Genomic DNA, 16608 nt, shown 5'->3' on the forward strand with positions numbered 1-16608 from the left:
CCCCCCCCCCCCCCCCCCCCCCCCCCCCCCCCCCCCCCCCCCCCGGGGGGCGGGCCCCCCCCCCCCCCCCCCCCGCCGGGGGTCCTTCCTTCAGGTGGAGTCGGGCTCGGATGTCACGCCGTCACGCCGCCGCGACGCGCTGCCGCGTCACCGCCGGCTCCAGGGCCAGTTCCAGCACCTCGCGGACGTCCGACACGGCGTGGATGGTGAGCTCCTCGCGCACCGCAGCCGGGATGTCGTCCAGGTCGGGCTCGTTGCGCTTGGGCACCAGGATCGTGGTGATCCCGGCCCGGTGCGCGGCGAGCGCCTTCTGCTTGACGCCGCCGATGGGCAGCACGCGCCCGGTCAGCGACACCTCGCCGGTCATGGCCACGTCGGACCGGACCGGACGCCCGGTCAGGAGCGACACGAGTGCCGTCGTCATGGTGACGCCCGCGCTCGGCCCGTCCTTCGGCACCGCGCCGGCCGGCACGTGGATGTGCACGCCGCGGTCCTTCAGGTCGCCGACCGGGAGTTCGAGCTCCACCCCGCGCGAGCGCAGGTAGGAGAGCGCGATCTGCGCGGACTCCTTCATGACGTCGCCCAGCTGGCCGGTGAGCGTGACGCCGGTCGCGCCGGTCTCCGGGTCGGCGAGCGACGCCTCGATGTAGAGCACGTCGCCGCCCGCGCCGGTCACCGCGAGGCCGGTCGCCACGCCCGGGACGGCGGTGCGCTGCTCCTCCTTGGCCAGCGAGGCCTCGGGGGTGTGGCGCGGCCGTCCGAGGTAGTCGACCAGGTCGAGGACGCCGACCTCGACCGGGAATTCGACGTCGTCCAGGGCCTGCTTCGCGGCGATCTTGCGGAGCACGCGGGCGATCGCCCGTTCGAGCGTGCGCACGCCCGCCTCGCGGGTGTACTCGCCGGCCAGCAGCCGCAGCGCGTCCTCGGTGAACGACACCTCGGTGGCGTCCAGGCCGGCCTTGTCCAGCTGCCGGGGCAGCAGGTGGTCGCGGGCGATGGTGACCTTCTCGTCCTCGGTGTAGCCGTCCAGGCGGACCAGCTCCATGCGGTCCAGGAGCGGCTCCGGGATGGCCTCCAGGACGTTGGCGGTGGCCAGGAACACCACGTCGGACAGGTCGAGTTCGACCTCCAGGTAGTGGTCGCGGAAGGTGTGGTTCTGGGCCGGGTCCAGGACCTCCAGGAGGGCCGCGGTCGGGTCGCCGCGGTAGTCGGAGCCGACCTTGTCGATCTCGTCGAGCAGGACGACGGGGTTCATGCTGCCCGCCTCCTTGATGGCGCGGACGATGCGGCCCGGCAGCGCGCCGACGTAGGTACGCCGGTGGCCGCGGATCTCCGCCTCGTCGCGTACGCCGCCGAGGGCGACGCGCACGAACTCGCGTCCCATCGCCTTCGCGACCGACTCGCCCAGCGAGGTCTTGCCGACCCCGGGCGGGCCGACCAGGGCCAGCACGGCACCGGACCGGCGGCCGCCGATGACGCCCAGGCCGCGCTCCTCGCGGCGCTTGCGGACCGCCAGGTACTCGACGATGCGCTCCTTCACGTCGTCGAGGCCCGCGTGGTCGGCGTCCAGGACGGCGCGTGCCGCGGCGATGTCGTAGGAGTCCTCGGTGCGCTCGTTCCAGGGGATCTCCAGGACGGTGTCCAGCCAGGTGCGGATCCAGCCGGTCTCCGGCGAGGCGTCGGAGGCGTGTTCGAGCTTGTCGACCTCCTTGAGCGCGGCCTGCAGGACCTTCTCCGGCAGGTCGGCGGCCTCGACGCGGGCGCGGTAGTCCTCCTCCTCGCTGCCCGGCGTGCCGTTCAGCTCGCCGAGTTCCTTGCGGATCGCGGCCAGCTGCTGCTTGAGCAGGAACTCGCGCTGCGTCTTCTCCATGCCCTCCTGGACGTCCTTGCGGATCGTCTCGGCGACGTCGAGTTCGGCGAGGTGGTCGCGGGTCCAGCCGACGACCTTCTCCAGGCGCTCGGTCAGGTCGGTGGTCTGCAGCAGCTCGATCTTCTGGGACTGCGACAGGTACGGCGCGTACCCGGCGTTGTCGGACAGCTCGCTCGCGTCCTCGATCTGCTGCACGAAGTCGACGACCTGCCAGGCGCCGCGCTTGCCGAGGATGGTGGTGACCAGCGCGCGGTACTCGCGGGCCAGCTCCTCGGCCCGCTCGTCGGCCGCGCCGTCCTCGACGACGGTGGCCTCGACCCACAGGGCCGCGCCGGGGCCGGTGGTCCCCGATCCGATGCGGGCGCGGGCGGTGCCGCGCACGACCACGGCCGATTCGCCGCTGGGCAGCCGGCCGATCTGCTCGATCACGCCGACCGTGCCGATCGCCGGGTAGTGGCCCTCGTCGCGGGGGACGAGGAGTACCTGCGCCTTGCCCTTCCCGGCCGGTATCCCGGGGAGCGCCCGGGCGGCGTCCACGGCGGCACGGGTCTCGGTGTCGTCCAACTCGAGCGGCACCGCCATGCCCGGCAGCACCACGATGTCGTCGAGGGGCAGGACCGGGAGGGTCAGGATGCCGGAGGTGGTGTCGCTCATGGTGGGTTCCCCTTGAGTCGTCGGTTCTCTTCCGTACGTTGCGCTGACCTGACTCAAGTAAGAAGAGCCCCGCAACATTCCCGCCCGCCCCGCGGATCTGATCGCTCACAGCGAACACGCTCCGACCAGGGCGTCTGCACCGAACAGATGTGCGCTTCGGCATGCCGGGGATCTTCGGCGGATTCCCCGGCGGCCGCGCATCCGGGCCGATACGGTTCCGTCTGGTCTGCGTCGTGCCGCTGCCCCGTGCCCGTCCGAAGCCTGGAGCCTGGAGTACAGATGGATCTTCTTCCCGGAGCCAATGCGGCCTTGCCGCACGGCCCTGTCGCGGTGGACGTGAGCTGGGGCGAGGGCGTGGGGCTCGACGTCTCGGCGCTGCTGCTCGGGTCGGCCGGGAAGGTCCGCGGTGATGCGGACATGGTGTTCTTCAACAACCCGGCGGCGGAGGCGGGCGCGGTGCGGTTCGTGCCGGCCGCCCGTGGTGCGCGTATCGAGATAGACCCCGCGGCGGTCCCGGACGGCGTGCAGCGCATCGCGATCGTGGCCGCGGTCGACGTCGCGGCACCGGCCGGCACGACCCTCGCTGCGATCCGCGGCATCCGCGCCGCGACCACGGCCACGGGCGGCTCGGCCTCCTTCACGTTCGCACCGCCGCCACTGGACCGCGGCGAAACCGCGGCCGTGCTCGCCGAGGTGTACCGGCACGGCACGGGCTGGAAGGTGCGGGCGGTGGGCCAGGGGTACGCATCCGGGCTCGCGGGGGTGGCGGCGGACTTCGGGGTGGACGTGGCGGAGGAGGAGCCGAGTGCGCCGGCCGCGGTCGCGGCTCCGGAGCCGGCCCCGGTCGTGGCACCGGCTTTTCCGGCCCCGGCCTTTTCTTCCCCGGCTTTTCCTTCCCCGGCTTTTCCGTCGCCGACCTCTACTGCCCCGCCCGCGGCCGCTGCCGCGCCCGTACGAGTCCCGGCGCCCCCGGCCGCTCCTCCGGCGGGGGCCGCGCCCGTCCTGAGCAAAATCGACCTGAACAAGGCTGCGTCCGCCTCGATCTCCCTGGACAAGGGCGACCCGCAATGCGTCGTCACCGCCACCCTCGAGTGGGACGGCGGCAGCGACCGGCGGCGCGAACTCGGCGCGGATCTCGACCTCTACGCGCTGTTCATCCCGGCCGACCGGGTCGCCGGTGCCTCCCCGGCCACCATCGGCCGGCGCGTCGACGACCTCGAACTGTCCGAGCCGCAACAGGCCTGCGTCCTCATGGCCGAGATCGGTCCCGGCAACGGCACGGTCTACTGGAACAACCTCGGCAGCCTTCAGCAGCCGCCGTACGCCGCGCTCGACAAGGACCACGCGGTACCCGGCATCGAGACGATCCGCATCGCGCAGCCGGCCCGCCAGGGCTTCGTGCTCATCTGCGCCTACAGCGCGCTCGACAACGGGTCCGGCAGCTTCCGCAGTTTCGGCGTCCGGGCGGTGGTGTCCGACGGACGCGGCAATGCGGTGAACGCACCGCTGTACTCCGACAGCGAAGACTCCTACTGGGTCGCCATCGCGCTGGTGGACTTCACCGCCCCCGAGGGTGTGGCCATCCGGCACATCGAGGAGTACGGCGGCGGCTGGATGGAAGCACGGCCCGTCCTCTTCCCGGACGGAAGCTTCGCCATGGACGTCGGGCCGATCGAGTTCAAGGACGACGGCGACGGCTTCGCCTTCTAGGCCGGACCGGATGCCCCTTCCGGCCGCGACCGGTCGGCGGTAGACAGTTCGGGCTCCGGCCGACGGCCGAGGGAGCGGACGACGGAAGGGCACCGGTATGCGACCGACAGGCGTCATCTTCGCCGCGCTGGACTGCGACGCGGACGTGATCGAGGACTGGAACCGCTGGTACGACCTCGAGCACACGCCGCCCAACCTGCTGCTCGACGGGGTGTTGCACAGCCGCCGCTACGTCGCCCCGCCCGGCCTGCACGCCGCGCGCCGGGCCGCCGAGGGCTCGCCGTTCGCCGGCGGGCGGTCGACCTTCCTCACCATCTACACGTTGATCGGCGACCCGCTTGCGGCGTTCCAGGGCATGACCGGATTGCGCGACCGCCTCGAGGCGGCGGGCCGCATGGCGTTCCCCGCCGACAAGAAGGCCGTTCGGGACGGGGACGTCTTCGTGTCGGCGGTGGCCGCCGGGGACCCGGCGATCCGGCTGCCCGCCGAGGAGGTGCCGTTCGTCGGGCACACCGGTGTGCTCGTGGCGCAGCGCCGAGGCGGCGACGCCGAAGCCGCCGGGCGTGCGGAGCGGCTGGTGGCCGTCGACGGCGTCCACGCGGTGTGGAGTCTGACCTCGGCGATACGCGAAGGCCTTTCGCTGGACGTCGTGTTCGTCGAGGGCGACGAGGCGGCGGTCGCCGCGCGGGTGCGCGAGGCCGAGCCGTACGGGCCGGACGTCGAGGTGCTCGTCGACGCGCCCTACCGGCTGATCGACGCCCTGCAGCAGCCGTGGGCGGACGAGATCCGGGCCTCGGACCTGCCCGCGAAGGTGGGCGGCTGATCCGGAGCGCCGATCCGGCGCGGCAGAGGCTGTGCGGGTCGGCCGGGCTCCCCTCCCGGCCGACCCGCCGCGCGGTGGCGTGTCCCCCCCTCCACCGCGGTCCGTCGCTCAGGCGATGATGCCGAGCTGCTGGAGGTGGGCCACGTCGTCCCGGACGCCCCAGTGTTCGGCGATACGGCCGTCGGCGCCGAAGCGCATCCAGTGGATCTGCCGGAAGCGGAACGCCCGGCCGGTCGGCGCGTGGCCGAGGAACGGTCCGAGGTGGGTGCCCGCGTACCAGTTGCGCATGACCACCGTGTCGCCGTCCGCGGCCATGTCCTCGATCTCGGTGCGCCCGTCGGGGAACGCCGTGCGGAGCATCGCGACGAGTGCGTGCAGCGGCGCGATGCCGTCGCGGTGCCCGGGCGGTGCGGTGTGGTTGACGGCGTCGGGGGCGAACAGCTCGTCCAGGACCTCGGTCCGGCCCTGGTCGAAGGCCTCCGCATAGACCCTGCGCATCGCCGCCTTGTTGCGTTCCGCCTGTGCGGTCGTGCTCGTGGTTTCCATGCCGATGACGCTAGGAGCGGTACGCGCGGCGGCCCATCCCAGAAACCGGGGATCCTGGCCGGCCGCGGCCCCGCATAGGCTTGGGGGCATGTCCGAATCGCCCCTCGAGCGCGCCCGCCGCGCGATCCTCCGCAGTTCGCACCGGGCCACCGGACTGGACGAGTTCCGCGCCGACGTCGATGCGGCGCTGCGTCCGCTGGTCGGCTGGGACGTGGCGGCGTGGTCGACCACCGACCCGGCGACGCTGCTCTTCACGAGCTGCGTGCTGATCGGCATGGACGAGGACCACGACGCCGAACAGCGGCTCTTCGAGCTGGAGTTCCGTGCCGACGACGTAAACCGGATCCGCGATCTGGCCCCGGCCCGGGTACCCGCCGCGACGCTGCATGCGGCCACCGGCGGCGATCTCTCCCGCTCGGTGCGCTGGCGCGAACTGCTCGGCGCGCTCGGGGTCACCGACGAGCTGCGGGCAGTGTTCCGGGACCGCGAGGACTGCTGGGGCGCGTTGGCGGCATACCGGTTCGGCGGTCCGCCGTTCACTCCTGCGGACGTCGACCTGCTGGCCGCACTGTCGCCGGTGATCGCCGACGGGCTGCGCCGCGGCATGCTGCGCGACGCGGCTGCCGAGCCTCCCGGGCTGCCGGCGGGCTCCGATGCCCCGGGCGTCCTGGTGGCCGACGGCTCGGGTGCCGTGGCCGAGACGACCCCTCAGGCTGCGTACTGGCTCGCGCAGATCACGGGTGCGTCGGCGGTGGTGCCGTCGGTCATCCGCTCGGTCGCCGCGGCGGCCCGTGCGGCGGCCGCCGGGCGGGGCGACCAGCCTGCCCAGGCGCGGCTCCCGCGCCGGGACGGAGGCTGGCTGCTGCTGCACGGGTCGGCGCTGGACCCGGCCTCCCCAGGCGTCGGGGACTCAGCGGGCTCCGGCGCCGAGCCGCCGTCCCGTGTGGCGGTCGTCATCGAACCGGCCCGCCAGGTGCATCTGGCCGACGTCATGGTGCGGGCGTACGGTCTGACCGCGCGCGAGCGGGAGATCACCGAACAGGTCCTGCAAGGCCGGTCCACCCAGGACATCGCGGAGCGGCTGCACATCAGCCCGTACACGGTGCAGGACCATCTCAAGTCGATCCTCGCCAAGGCGGACGTGTCCTCGCGCCGGGATCTCGTCGCCGAGTTGTTCGGCCGTCACTACGCCCCGGCCACGCGAGGCGGCGCGCTGCCGAGCCCGTACGGCTGGTACAACCCGTCGGCGGCGTCGGCGGCGTCGGCGGCTTCAGCCGACCCGGTTCAGCGCGTCGTGTAGTAGACGTACCCGGCGAGCACCGCGAAGACGAGCAGGCTCGTGACCTTGCTGCGGATGCGCTGACCACGTGACATCGGAGCCTGAGGCGGCCCGTAGTACTGCTGCTGCGCGTAACCGCCGTGGTCCGCGAAGCCGCCTGACCCGCCGCAGCTGGGGCACGGCTGCATCTGCTGCATGCGCCCGCCGCCCCCGCAGCCTCCGCAGGACAGGTCGCCGACGCCCTGTCCCGATCCGCCGCAGCCGTTGCATATGCCGTCCATCGGCAGCCATCCGCCGCCACCGCACGCCCCGCAGGTCCCCACCCCGGCCACCTTTCTCGACGTTCCCGGTCCCCGAGCCTGAACGACCGCGCGCACGAGGTCAACGGCCACCGCCGGGACAGTGGCCGCCTGCCGCTGCGGCCGATTGTCGGCGCCGGACAGTAGGGTCGAATGATCGCAAGCCCGGCAGGACGCGACTCGGACGACTGAACGACTCGGACGACTCGGACGACCCCCATTGCACTCCGGAGGCGGCAGCATGAGCACGGACGGGCTCTCCCGGTCCCGACTGGGCCGCGTGCGCGACGCGATGGCCAAGCACGTCGAGCAGGGTGCTCTGCCCGGTGCGGTGGGCGTGGTGGCGCGCGGCGACGACGTCTGGGTCGAGGCGGTCGGCAGCACGGCCTTCGACGGCGGCCGTCCGATGGCCCGCGACACGATCTTCCGGATCGCGTCGATGTCCAAGCCGGTAACCGCCGTGGTGGCGCTCATGCTGGTCGAGGAGGCCGTGCTGCGCCTTGACGACCCGGTGGACGCATTCCTGCCGGAGCTCGCCGACCGGCGGGTGCTCCGGTCGCTCGACGCGGACCCCGCCGACCCCGGCAATCTGATCGCCGCCGAACGCCCCATCACGCTCCGGGATTTGCTGACGTTCCGGCTCGGCTATGGCGCTCTGCTCGCGGCCCCCGGGACCTATCCGGTACAGAAGGCGCTGGCCGACGCGGGGTTGGCCCCGGGACCACCGAAGACCACACCGCCGAGCGGCCTCGACGACTGGCTCGCGCGGTTGGGCGGTCTGCCGCTGCTGCACCAGCCGGGCGCTTCGTGGCTGTACCACACGGGCAGCACCGTCCTCGGCGCCCTGCTCGTCCGCGCCACCGGGACCGGGCTCGAAGAGCTGTACCAGGAAAGGCTGTTCCGCCCGCTCGGGATGACCGACACGGCGTTCCACGTGCCGCCGCACAAGCGCGACCGGCTGGCCACCGCCTACCGCCTCGACCGCGAGAGCGGTGTGCTCGTCCCGAGCGACCTCGCCGACGCGTCGAGCAAGTGGGCCGACCCGCCCGCGTTCCCCGATGCAGGCGCCGATCTCGTCTCCACTGCCGACGACTTCCTCCGGTTCGGCCGCCTGCTGCTGGACAAGGGAACCTGCCCGGGCGGGCGCCTCCTGTCCCGTGCCTCGGTCGAGCTGATGACCCGGAACCACCTCACCCCCGCGCAGCAGTCCGGCGACCACTACCTGGCCGGGCCGCCGGAATCCCGCGGCTGGGGGTTCGGCGTCTCCGTCGTCACCGCCCGGGACCAGCTGTACGCGACTCCGGGCCGGTACGGCTGGGAGGGCGGGATGGGCACGTCGTGGGCCGGCGACCCGGCCGAGGACGTGACGGGGATCCTGCTGGGCCAGGCGACGTTCGAGACCCCGGGCAGCGCAGCGTTGTACGAGGACTTCTGGAACACGGCGTACGCCGCCCTCGACGCCTGACCGCGCGGCAGCTTCCGGACCGGCGCGCGTCGGCGGACCGTCTGCAGCGATGGTCAGGAGCCCGCGGGCGGCAGGCTGCTCCGCGGCGGTTCGGCCCGTCGGATGCCGAGACCGGACAGAATGCGGCGGCGCTGGGCGGCGGTGAAGTCCTGCGGGGTGACGGGAGGATCGGTGTTCGGGGCGTGGCGCGCACGGGCTTCGCGGAGCCAGGCCCGGACGGCTTCCGCGGCTTCCATGGCGTGCTGGTCTTCCTCGGCGTGCTTGTCGGGGCCGGCCTGGCCGACCGCGGCTTCTGCGGTTCCCCCGGCCGCGGGCCCGGCAGCGGCCACGACGCCCGCGTCGATGCCCGTATCCATGACGGTATCGAAGCCGGTATCGATGCGGATCTCGACGTATCCGCGCCTGGGCCGGGCCGTCCCGCTCGGACCGCTGCTGCGCGCGGCCTGCCAGACCTCGTCGTACATGCCGAGGTCCATGAACGACTCGCGCGTCGCCCGTGCGGCCAGGAAGTCGCGGCCGCGCCAGGTGCCGCGGGGTGCCGGTTCGCGGATCGCGTACGCGTCGACCCGCATGCCGTGGTGCACGCACCAGTCCTTGTCGGTCAGGTCGTACAGCGCGGCGACCTGCCCGGGGCCGAGCCGGTCGAAGGTGCCGGCGGCTATCAGGTACGTGACGTCGACGTCGTGCGGCTCGGGTGCCCCCGTGGTGAAACTGCCGCCGATCCACACTCGGGATATGCCGCCGATCTCCGCGGCCACCAGGCGGATGTGGCGCTGCCATTCGTCCCACAGCTCTTCGCGGACCGGACGTTCCGCGCCGGACGCGGCGTCGGATCCTGCCCCGGTTCCAGCGTCGGACGGCCCGGCGACGAATACCGCGTGCATCTCGGCGAGGGATGCGGTGTGCCGTCCGGGCGGCAGGAGTCCGCTCTCCGGGTCCGGCCACGGCAGGTGCGTCACGGCAGTTTCACCCCTTCTGTATCCCCCCGTACTGCTCCGCCGGGAATCTTCGCGGCCGCGAGCGGATTGCGATCTCTGAGATCTAACCCATTCCGACAGGCGGAGGTGCCATGAACGACCGGATCAGCGCAGCAGGATCCGCCGAGACCACCGACGACATTCCGGCGCTCGTCCGCGCGTGGGTCGAGGGCTGGGTGGTCTCGCGCGCGGCCGCGCCGCCGGTCGTCGAACCCTGGGGCTTCACCGTCGAGGTCGGCCTCGCCAAACAGGTCCGGCGGCATGTGCTGCCGTTCGCCGACGAAGCCGTGCTGCGCAAGCTCGTCGAGACGGCCGCGCCGCACACCTGGCTGAAGGTCTTCGCCGCCGAGGACGACCTGCGGGCGCTGCTCGCCCCCGGCTGGCGCTTCGACGACGCCGGGTACCTGATGTCGATCCCGCTCACCCCTGCCGAGGTCCGGGTGCCGGACGGCTACCGGGTCGCCTCGTGGACGCACGGCGGTCTCACCAAGGTCGTGGTGACCACGACCGGCGACGGCGAACTCGCGGCGCGCGGCCAGATCGGCGTCCCCGCCCCCGGCGCGCCGGCCGTCGCCGACCAGATCGAGACGGTGCCCGGCCACCAGCGCCGCGGCCTGGGCAGCGTCGTGATGCGCAGCCTGCAGAACGCCGCCTGCGAGTCCGGCTCCCGCCTCGCCGTCCTCGGCGCCACCGACGACGGGCAGGCGCTGTACGGGCACCTGGGCTGGACCACGCATGCGCCGCTGACCGGGATCCTGTTCGACGGCGCGTGAGCCCGCGGGGTGCGGGCGGCGCCGGGCTACAGTCTGCGACTGTGACCGGCACTGCTCCTCCCCCGCACTCCTCGCATTCCACGGGCTCCTCGCTCCCCGCCCGTCCTTCCGCCGACGACCTGCGGCAGCTCCTCGACGCGGGCGGTGTGGCGTACGCCCCCGGCCTCGAACCGGACGAACTGCGGGCGGTCGAGGAGGCGTACGGCATCGCCTTCGCCCCCGAGCACCGGTTGATGCTGGAAGCCGCGCTGCCCCTCGGTCCCGGTTGGCCGGATTGGCGCGACGGCGGCCCGGCCGCGCTGCGCATGCAGCTGGGCCTGCCCGCCGAGGGGGTGGTGTTCGACGTCGAGAACGCCGGCTTCTGGCCCGCGGCGTGGGGTGCCAGGCCCGCGCAGCGCAAGCACGCGCTGAAGTCGGCCCGCTGGCATCTCGCGAAGGCCCCGCGCCTGGTCCCGGTGCACGGCAACTGCTACCTGCCGGGCATCGCGGACGCGTGGGGGCTGCCGGTGCTCGCGGTGCGGCGTACCGAGGTCGAGGTCCGCGGCGCTTCGCTGGCCGACTACCTCGGACGGGCTTTCGGGGCGCAGGATGTGGCCGGACTGCCGGTTCCCGCGGCGGCAGGCGCCCCTGAGGTCGAATTCTGGGGCGGCCTCGTCGCCGACTGAGGCAGCGGCCCGGTCAGTCGAGCCAGAGCAGCATCGCGTCGCCCGACTCCGCGGCCGCGCCGAAGTACACCACCAGGTCGTCGTACCAGGACCGCGGCCAGGCGAGCGGATCGTCCTCGCCATCGTCCGGGTCCCAATGGCCCGGGTAGACGTCGGCGCGCTTCAGCTCGGCCGGGTCCACGCCGCGGACGAGCGCGTCGTACGTCAGTTCGCCCAGCTCGGCGGCCGCCTCGCGCACCCGTTCGACGGGCAGGTAGTGCGGCTCGCCGTAGCCCCAGTCCTCGCCGGGGGCGAACGCGATCTCGCCGTGCACGACGTTGACCGGGAACCCGTACCGGTCGAACAGGAACTCCAGCGCACCCCACGCCTTGTACGTGGAGTAGTGCCGGGCCTCGCGCGTCGGCGGCTCGGCTTCCTCCTCGGCGTCGACGACCGCGTACACCTCGTCGAGCGCCGCGGTCGGGTCGGCGATGGCTGTGGCCAGTTGCTCCGGGCTGACGCGCAAGTACCGACCGATCATGCTCATGCGCGCACTGTAGTTCGCACACCCGACATTCCCGGCCGGGCGCATTGCTCCGTGCCGGTGAATCGCCCGGCGGCTTGACCATGACACGGTGTCAGGCAGTGGAGTGGAGGAGTCATGTTCACCATCGGAGATTTCGCCCGGCACGGCCGCGTGTCCGTCCGCATGCTGCGGCACTACGACGCCCTCGGCCTCCTGCGCCCGACCCGTGTCGATCCGTCGACCGGCTACCGGCACTACTCGGCCGCCCAACTTGCCCGCCTCAACCGCATCATCGCGCTCAAGGAACTCGGCTTCAGCCTCCAGCAGGTCGGGGCGATCCTCGACGACAAGGTCGACACCGAGGAGCTGCGCGGCATGCTGCGGCTGCGCCGTGCCGAGCTGGCCGCGTCGGTCGCTGCCGAGACCGCGCGGCTCGCCCAGGTCGAGGCGCGGCTCCGAACCATCGAGGAAGAAGGCCTCATGGCCACTGACGAGGTCGTCCTGAAGACCCTGCCCGCGGTCCGCGTCGCCGAACTGACCACGACCGCGGAGAGCTACGAGCCGCAGCACATCGGACCGGCCGTGGGGCCGTTGTTCCAGGAGCTGTGCCGCCGCCTGGAGGCCGCCGGGATCCGGGGCTTCGGACCCGGCATCGCATACTACGAACCCGCGTCCGAGGGCGGTGCCGAGGTCCGGCCGGGTGACAGCGAGATCATCGTGCACGCCGCGATGACCGTCGGCCCCGAGGTCGTGACCACGGCCGACTTCACCGTGGTGACGCTCCCCGAGGTCGAGGCGGCGACGATCGTGCACCGCGGGGCGATGCAGGACCTCATGCCCACGATCCACAGCCTGGTGTCCTGGCTGGACGCAAGCGAGTACGTCTCGACCGGCTTCGCCCGCGAGCTGTACCTGGAGTGCCCGCCGGACGAGAACGAATGGGTCACCGAACTGCAGGAGCCGGTGCGGAAGGCCTGACAACGCCGACTCCCCCTCGCGTCCCGGCCTCCCCCCGCCTGGGACGAGAGCGCGGAGGGCAGGGGGACGCCGTCCGCGTCCCCTGCTCTCCGCCTTCGCCGCTCTCGGATACCCCTTCCTGGGACTATCCGGCGGATGTCTCGATGTACGGGGCGTGCACCGGCAGCAGCACCTTGACCCGCGCCCCCGACTCCGCCGCGAAGTGCACGAGTGCGGCGGCCGCTGCGTCCGAACCACCGGCCAGTCCGGCCTGCAGGTCCGCTCCCGCGGTCAGCGAGACGACGAAGGCGCCGTTGCGTCCCATGGTCGGCGGATGCACCCAGGTCCCGTCGTACGGACCGCGGAGCAGGCCGACGAGCCCCTTGCCGAGGAACACCACCTCGGCCAACTCGCCCCAGGCCAGCGAGAATTCATCATCGCCATCGGTGACCCGGAAACCGTCCGCATCCATGTGGAAGGTCCCGGCCACGCCGTCCCGGTCGAGCCGCGGCGCCTCGATGCCCGTCTTCGGTACCTCGCCGGCGTGGTCGTACACGAAGTCCGCACCCGCGTGGTCCGGCACAGCCACGAAGCACGTCCCGGCCTCGACCAAACCCGCGGCCCCGGCGCCGCGGTCGGTCTCCCGGTCGCCCAGCTCGAGGTAGCCGTTCGACGGCGGCCCGACCAGCCGCGGCTCCGCACCGCCGGCCAAAGCGACGACCCCTGAAGTGCGGAAGTCCCCGGCGAACCACACCTGCCCGCCCTGCGCCTCGGCCAAGTACCTGCGCTTCCGGCTTGACCAGGGATTGCGGCCGAGCCGCATGACGGAGCCGTCCGCGGCCACCAACCGGGCCCGCCCGACCCCGTCGACATCGCGCGCAGCGTCCGCCGCCTGCTCGACGAACGTCACTTTCTGCCAGCCCAGTTCGTCCGCGATGCGCTGCACCGCGCGCGTGGTCGGCCGCGTCCCGCCGAAGCGCGTGATGAAGCGGTACGCCCCGGCGACCACGACCACCATGCCCACCGCCTTGACCCAGGCCGCGGAGCCGCCGACCGCGCTGATCGCCCCCATGAGGACCAGGCTGCCGACCAGCGACCCCCAGGCCTCGGCAAGCCTGCGCCGCCGCGCCGCCTCTATGTCCGCCGGTGTCGGCGCTGCCCCGATGTCCACTACGCCTCCCGACCGCCCCGGGTCCTGCTCCTGATCCTGCTCCTGCTCCTGGCCCTGGTCCTGACCCTGATCACGCAAGCAATACACGGCCCCGCGACCCGGGGCAACAGTCCGCTCGCGCCATCCGATCCGAGGGAAGTACCCAGGTATGAACCGCATTTACCGATATAGGGTCCGACCACCGAGCGTTTCGCCCGGGCCGGTCCTGCAACGGGGGAGCAAGGATCATGATGCGACGCCCACCCGACCACGCGCGCCACCGCCCGTCCCGTACCCGGGCCGCCGCACTCCTCCTCGCCATGGCCCTCGTCCTCTCCGCCTGCACGTTCGGCTCGGCTCCGTCCCCCTCGGCCCAGGTCGGATACGCGATCGGCCCCATCAAGCTGTCCGTCGGCACGAACGGCGTCTCCGTCACCCTCGGCCGCAACTTCGTGACGCCGCTGGGGACCATCTCCTTCGACACTGGTCTCGGCTACAGCAAGTCGAAGAAGGACCCGGGTCTCGTGGTCGTCGTCCGGCAGACCCTCTCGGGCGTGCCCACCGACACCGCGTACGAGATCAAGGCCGACGAGAAGCTGCGCGTCACCGTCGCCGGCAAAGTCGTGCAGGAGATCGCCGAGAACTACATCCTCATCGAGGCCACGCCGGGCACCGAGATCGCCATCGAGCCCGCGTCCGGCAAGCCGCAAAGCCGCGCCCCATCGGCTGAACCTGCTTTCCCCTCAGCCAAGTTGCCCACCGCCTTCACTGGCGATTGGCACGGCACCACCCGTACCGCCGGCTCCCCCAACCGCGCCGACTTCACCGTCGCCATGCTCCTGAAGGGCGGCCCCGTCGGGGCAACCGTAGGCGACGTCCAGTCCACGTCCCCGGCCCGCGGCACCTGCGAGGCGAACCTGATCCTCGCCGCAACGGCCGTACACCCGGTCGAACGCAACCGCATCATCGTCGAGGTGGTCCCCGCCCGCTCCCAGGCCTGCGGCGCGCGGATGTGGTCGGTACTGACCCTCACCGCCCGCGACACCATCACCATCGTCAGCTACCCGGACGCGCAGTCGGCCGACCGCCACACCCCGCTGCTGAGCACCGGCACCCTGATCCGCCGGCCCGGCTGACCACTACTCCCAGGCCATGTGCAGCGCATGCTCGAACGCCCGGAACCCGGCCCGCTCGAAGGCCGCCGCCATGGGGACGTTGCCCAAATCCGTCGACGCCCGGATCCGCGGCACATCATCCTGCGCCGCGAGCACGCGCACGCCCTCCGCGACCACCTCGTCCACGTACCCGCGGCCCCGAAACGCCGGCAGCACGCCGATGTACGCCAGGATCGGGTTGTAGCTGTTCCGCGCCGCGACCACGAACCCGACCGGCTCGCCGCTCCCCGGCAAGGTCGCGACCCGCCACCACTCCCGCGGAGTCGTGTACGCCGCGAACTCGTCCCGGAACTGCGCCTCGGCCGCTTCCCGCGCGGTCATCGTCTCCAGATCCGCCAAACTATGCGCATCCAGCGTCCCGTCCAGCACCTCGGTCATCATGCCGATCAACTCGGCGTCATCGCGCACCGCACGGAACTCCAGCCGCCCATCGGGCTCCCGCGTCCCCGCCTCCGGCGTCCAATCCAGCCGCAGCCGCTCAACCATCAACCGAGCCCCGGCCCGCTCCAGCACCGCCATGCGCTCCTCGACCCCGCGCCGCACCGCCGGCTCCGCCCGCCACCCGGGCTCCACGAACCGCACGTACCCGACCGGCGCCCCATCCCCCAGCACAGCCTTCGCCGCCACGTCATACAACGCCGCCGCAACCCCCACCCGGTCGACGCCCTCCGCCGCATCGTCGACATCCAAGATGTCCAGCAGCACAGGCGCTTCCCCCGCCCGAGGCGCCCACCAGGCAACCCGAGCCAGCACCCGCCCATCCCCGCCGAGCGCCACCCACATCCACTCAACCCGCCGCCGCCCCGCAGCGAGGTCGTCCGCCAACTCATGGTTCAACCCATAGGGCAACCCACAAAAGAGCGCCACTTCCTCGGCTCCGACCAGGTGACGAACCACAACCCCGCCGACCAATTCCGGACCCCTCATCCGCAGCTACTCCCGTAGATCGCCTCTGGTGTCCAGTCGACTGCCAACTGCGCAGCCCCCGGATACTCCCAGCACAGCACCGAACTGTGCCCATCCGACCTCGCGAAGGACGATTGCAGGCTGCGGCGGCCCGCGGCTCGAGTTCCTGATTCCGGACTGCCTCCCCCAACCGACGGGAATGGTCGCGAGGTCCACGCAGAAGTGCTGCCTGAAACGGTGACCGTCACGCTCGGACCCCGTCCTCAGCGGATCGGCCGTAACCGTCGCGCACACGTAGCACGGCGCCGCAGCATGACGAGTCAGGCAGGCAGTACAACCGCCCGCCACAGCGAATGACGCCGACTTTTCACATCCGGGTCTTCGGACGCCACGGCATCGAGAAACAGGTGGCAACTCTCGTAGTAGTCGCCGCCGAGCTCGTCGTCCTCGATCTGCGAAACCCAATACCATCGCCAGGCAAAATCGACGAGCAGGCTCACCGATGAATTGATGTAATAGTTGTCCCGGTGCCAGCCGTCGGACGACAGCCCCCACACTGCACCGGACGGGACATCCACCGCAATTTCAAGCCCGATCCAGGTTCCGAGCGAGAAATATGCGCGCCCCTGATCGCTGCACCTCGGCACGACAGCCCGAGAAATGCAGGCATCAAAATTCACCCTGCCCATCACCGGAAGCCCCCAGCGCGCGAGTGACAGGCGGTCGATCTCGGGGATTTTCCACCCACCCAGGGCCTCCGGATCCGGCAACGTCTGCTCCGCAGGGACAACCAGGTCGGCGAGAGGTCGCTTCAGCAAGTCAAGAACTTGCTCACATTTTCCCACTACTCGCCG

Annotated in this window: 16 protein-coding genes; 8 read left to right on the top strand and 8 right to left on the bottom strand. The window is 72.0% G+C overall.

Annotated features, from left to right (window positions below; all coding sequences use genetic code 11):
* Positions 1-121: 121 nt before the first annotated feature.
* The gene (gene lon / locus LZ495_RS00565) at positions 122-2524 is read right to left on the bottom strand and encodes an endopeptidase La (RefSeq protein WP_235049749.1); all 2403 of its coding nucleotides are present in this window, start codon (positions 2522-2524) and stop codon (positions 122-124) included.
* Between the two features lie 279 nt (positions 2525-2803).
* Between lon and LZ495_RS00570 the strand changes: the two genes are divergently transcribed.
* The gene (locus LZ495_RS00570) at positions 2804-4234 is read left to right on the top strand and encodes a TerD family protein (RefSeq protein WP_235049750.1); all 1431 of its coding nucleotides are present in this window, start codon (positions 2804-2806) and stop codon (positions 4232-4234) included.
* A gap of 97 nt (positions 4235-4331) precedes the next feature.
* Positions 4332-5057 (top strand): hypothetical protein, encoded by a 726-nt coding sequence (locus LZ495_RS00575; protein ID WP_235049751.1) that lies wholly within the window; start codon positions 4332-4334, stop codon positions 5055-5057.
* Between the two features lie 108 nt (positions 5058-5165).
* On the opposite strand, the gene LZ495_RS00580 is transcribed toward LZ495_RS00575, so the two are convergent.
* Complete coding sequence (locus tag LZ495_RS00580) at positions 5166-5603, bottom strand: ester cyclase (protein ID WP_235049752.1); 438 nt, start codon at positions 5601-5603, stop codon at positions 5166-5168.
* A gap of 88 nt (positions 5604-5691) precedes the next feature.
* On the opposite strand from LZ495_RS00580, the gene LZ495_RS00585 reads away from it, so the two are divergent.
* Positions 5692-6903: a helix-turn-helix domain-containing protein gene (locus LZ495_RS00585; protein WP_235049753.1), complete on the top strand. Its 1212-nt coding sequence runs from the start codon at positions 5692-5694 to the stop codon at positions 6901-6903.
* On the opposite strand, the gene LZ495_RS00590 is transcribed toward LZ495_RS00585, so the two are convergent.
* Positions 6888-7163 (bottom strand): hypothetical protein, encoded by a 276-nt coding sequence (locus tag LZ495_RS00590; protein ID WP_235049754.1) that lies wholly within the window; start codon positions 7161-7163, stop codon positions 6888-6890. The two genes, LZ495_RS00585 and LZ495_RS00590, sit on opposite strands and share 16 nt — an antisense overlap.
* A 259-nt stretch (positions 7164-7422) precedes the next feature.
* On the opposite strand from LZ495_RS00590, the gene LZ495_RS00595 reads away from it, so the two are divergent.
* Positions 7423-8646, top strand: coding sequence for a serine hydrolase domain-containing protein (locus tag LZ495_RS00595; RefSeq protein ID WP_235049755.1), 1224 nt, complete (start codon positions 7423-7425; stop codon positions 8644-8646).
* Positions 8647-8699: 53 nt separating this feature from the next.
* Here the strand turns inward: LZ495_RS00595 and LZ495_RS00600 are convergent, their stop codons facing one another.
* A complete protein-coding gene (locus tag LZ495_RS00600) occupies positions 8700-9605 on the bottom strand; it encodes a DUF6932 family protein (RefSeq protein WP_235049756.1) in 906 nt (301 codons plus the stop codon).
* A 110-nt stretch (positions 9606-9715) separates the two neighbouring features.
* Between LZ495_RS00600 and LZ495_RS00605 the strand changes: the two genes are divergently transcribed.
* Both LZ495_RS00605 and LZ495_RS00610 read left to right on the top strand, forming a co-directional pair.
* Positions 9716-10396 (top strand): GNAT family N-acetyltransferase, encoded by a 681-nt coding sequence (locus LZ495_RS00605; protein WP_235049757.1) that lies wholly within the window; start codon positions 9716-9718, stop codon positions 10394-10396.
* A 41-nt stretch (positions 10397-10437) separates the two neighbouring features.
* On the top strand, positions 10438-11061 hold the full coding sequence (locus tag LZ495_RS00610; protein WP_235049758.1) for a hypothetical protein: 624 nt from the start codon (positions 10438-10440) through the stop codon (positions 11059-11061).
* Positions 11062-11074: 13 nt separating this feature from the next.
* On the opposite strand, the gene LZ495_RS00615 is transcribed toward LZ495_RS00610, so the two are convergent.
* Positions 11075-11587, bottom strand: a complete 513-nt coding sequence (locus LZ495_RS00615) for a YfbM family protein (RefSeq protein WP_235049759.1) — start codon at positions 11585-11587, stop codon at positions 11075-11077.
* A gap of 114 nt (positions 11588-11701) precedes the next feature.
* On the opposite strand from LZ495_RS00615, the gene LZ495_RS00620 reads away from it, so the two are divergent.
* Complete coding sequence (locus LZ495_RS00620) at positions 11702-12544, top strand: MerR family transcriptional regulator (RefSeq protein WP_235049760.1); 843 nt, start codon at positions 11702-11704, stop codon at positions 12542-12544.
* Positions 12545-12668: 124 nt separating this feature from the next.
* On the opposite strand, the gene LZ495_RS00625 is transcribed toward LZ495_RS00620, so the two are convergent.
* Positions 12669-13772: a hypothetical protein gene (locus tag LZ495_RS00625; protein ID WP_235049761.1), complete on the bottom strand. Its 1104-nt coding sequence runs from the start codon at positions 13770-13772 to the stop codon at positions 12669-12671.
* 149 nt (positions 13773-13921) lie between these two features.
* On the opposite strand from LZ495_RS00625, the gene LZ495_RS00630 reads away from it, so the two are divergent.
* Positions 13922-14809 (top strand): hypothetical protein, encoded by an 888-nt coding sequence (locus tag LZ495_RS00630; RefSeq protein WP_235049762.1) that lies wholly within the window; start codon positions 13922-13924, stop codon positions 14807-14809.
* Between the two features lie 3 nt (positions 14810-14812).
* Here LZ495_RS00630 and LZ495_RS00635 read toward each other — a convergent pair whose 3' ends face one another.
* Together LZ495_RS00635 and LZ495_RS00640 are read right to left on the bottom strand one after the other, a co-directional pair.
* Positions 14813-15553, bottom strand: a complete 741-nt coding sequence (locus LZ495_RS00635; RefSeq protein ID WP_308267430.1) for a GNAT family N-acetyltransferase — start codon at positions 15551-15553, stop codon at positions 14813-14815.
* A gap of 521 nt (positions 15554-16074) precedes the next feature.
* Positions 16075-16572: an SUKH-4 family immunity protein gene (locus tag LZ495_RS00640; protein WP_235049764.1), complete on the bottom strand. Its 498-nt coding sequence runs from the start codon at positions 16570-16572 to the stop codon at positions 16075-16077.
* Positions 16573-16608: the final 36 nt, after the last annotated feature.

It is taken from the genome of Yinghuangia soli, from assembly GCF_021502675.1.
Taxonomy (GTDB): domain Bacteria; phylum Actinomycetota; class Actinomycetes; order Streptomycetales; family Streptomycetaceae; genus Yinghuangia; species Yinghuangia soli.

What these genes read in the sequence shown, in the direction of transcription:
- lon (WP_235049749.1), bottom strand. Translation starts at nt 2,524, where the DNA reads ATGAGCGACACCACCTCCGGCATCCTGACCCTCCCGGTCCTGCCCCTC.
- LZ495_RS00570 (WP_235049750.1), top strand. Translation starts at nt 2,804, where the DNA reads ATGGATCTTCTTCCCGGAGCCAATGCGGCCTTGCCGCACGGCCCTGTC.
- LZ495_RS00575 (WP_235049751.1), top strand. Translation starts at nt 4,332, where the DNA reads ATGCGACCGACAGGCGTCATCTTCGCCGCGCTGGACTGCGACGCGGAC.
- LZ495_RS00580 (WP_235049752.1), bottom strand. Translation starts at nt 5,603, where the DNA reads ATGGAAACCACGAGCACGACCGCACAGGCGGAACGCAACAAGGCGGCG.
- LZ495_RS00585 (WP_235049753.1), top strand. Translation starts at nt 5,692, where the DNA reads ATGTCCGAATCGCCCCTCGAGCGCGCCCGCCGCGCGATCCTCCGCAGT.
- LZ495_RS00590 (WP_235049754.1), bottom strand. Translation starts at nt 7,163, where the DNA reads ATGGACGGCATATGCAACGGCTGCGGCGGATCGGGACAGGGCGTCGGC.
- LZ495_RS00595 (WP_235049755.1), top strand. Translation starts at nt 7,423, where the DNA reads ATGAGCACGGACGGGCTCTCCCGGTCCCGACTGGGCCGCGTGCGCGAC.
- LZ495_RS00605 (WP_235049757.1), top strand. Translation starts at nt 9,716, where the DNA reads ATGAACGACCGGATCAGCGCAGCAGGATCCGCCGAGACCACCGACGAC.
- LZ495_RS00615 (WP_235049759.1), bottom strand. Translation starts at nt 11,587, where the DNA reads ATGAGCATGATCGGTCGGTACTTGCGCGTCAGCCCGGAGCAACTGGCC.
- LZ495_RS00620 (WP_235049760.1), top strand. Translation starts at nt 11,702, where the DNA reads ATGTTCACCATCGGAGATTTCGCCCGGCACGGCCGCGTGTCCGTCCGC.
- LZ495_RS00630 (WP_235049762.1), top strand. Translation starts at nt 13,922, where the DNA reads ATGATGCGACGCCCACCCGACCACGCGCGCCACCGCCCGTCCCGTACC.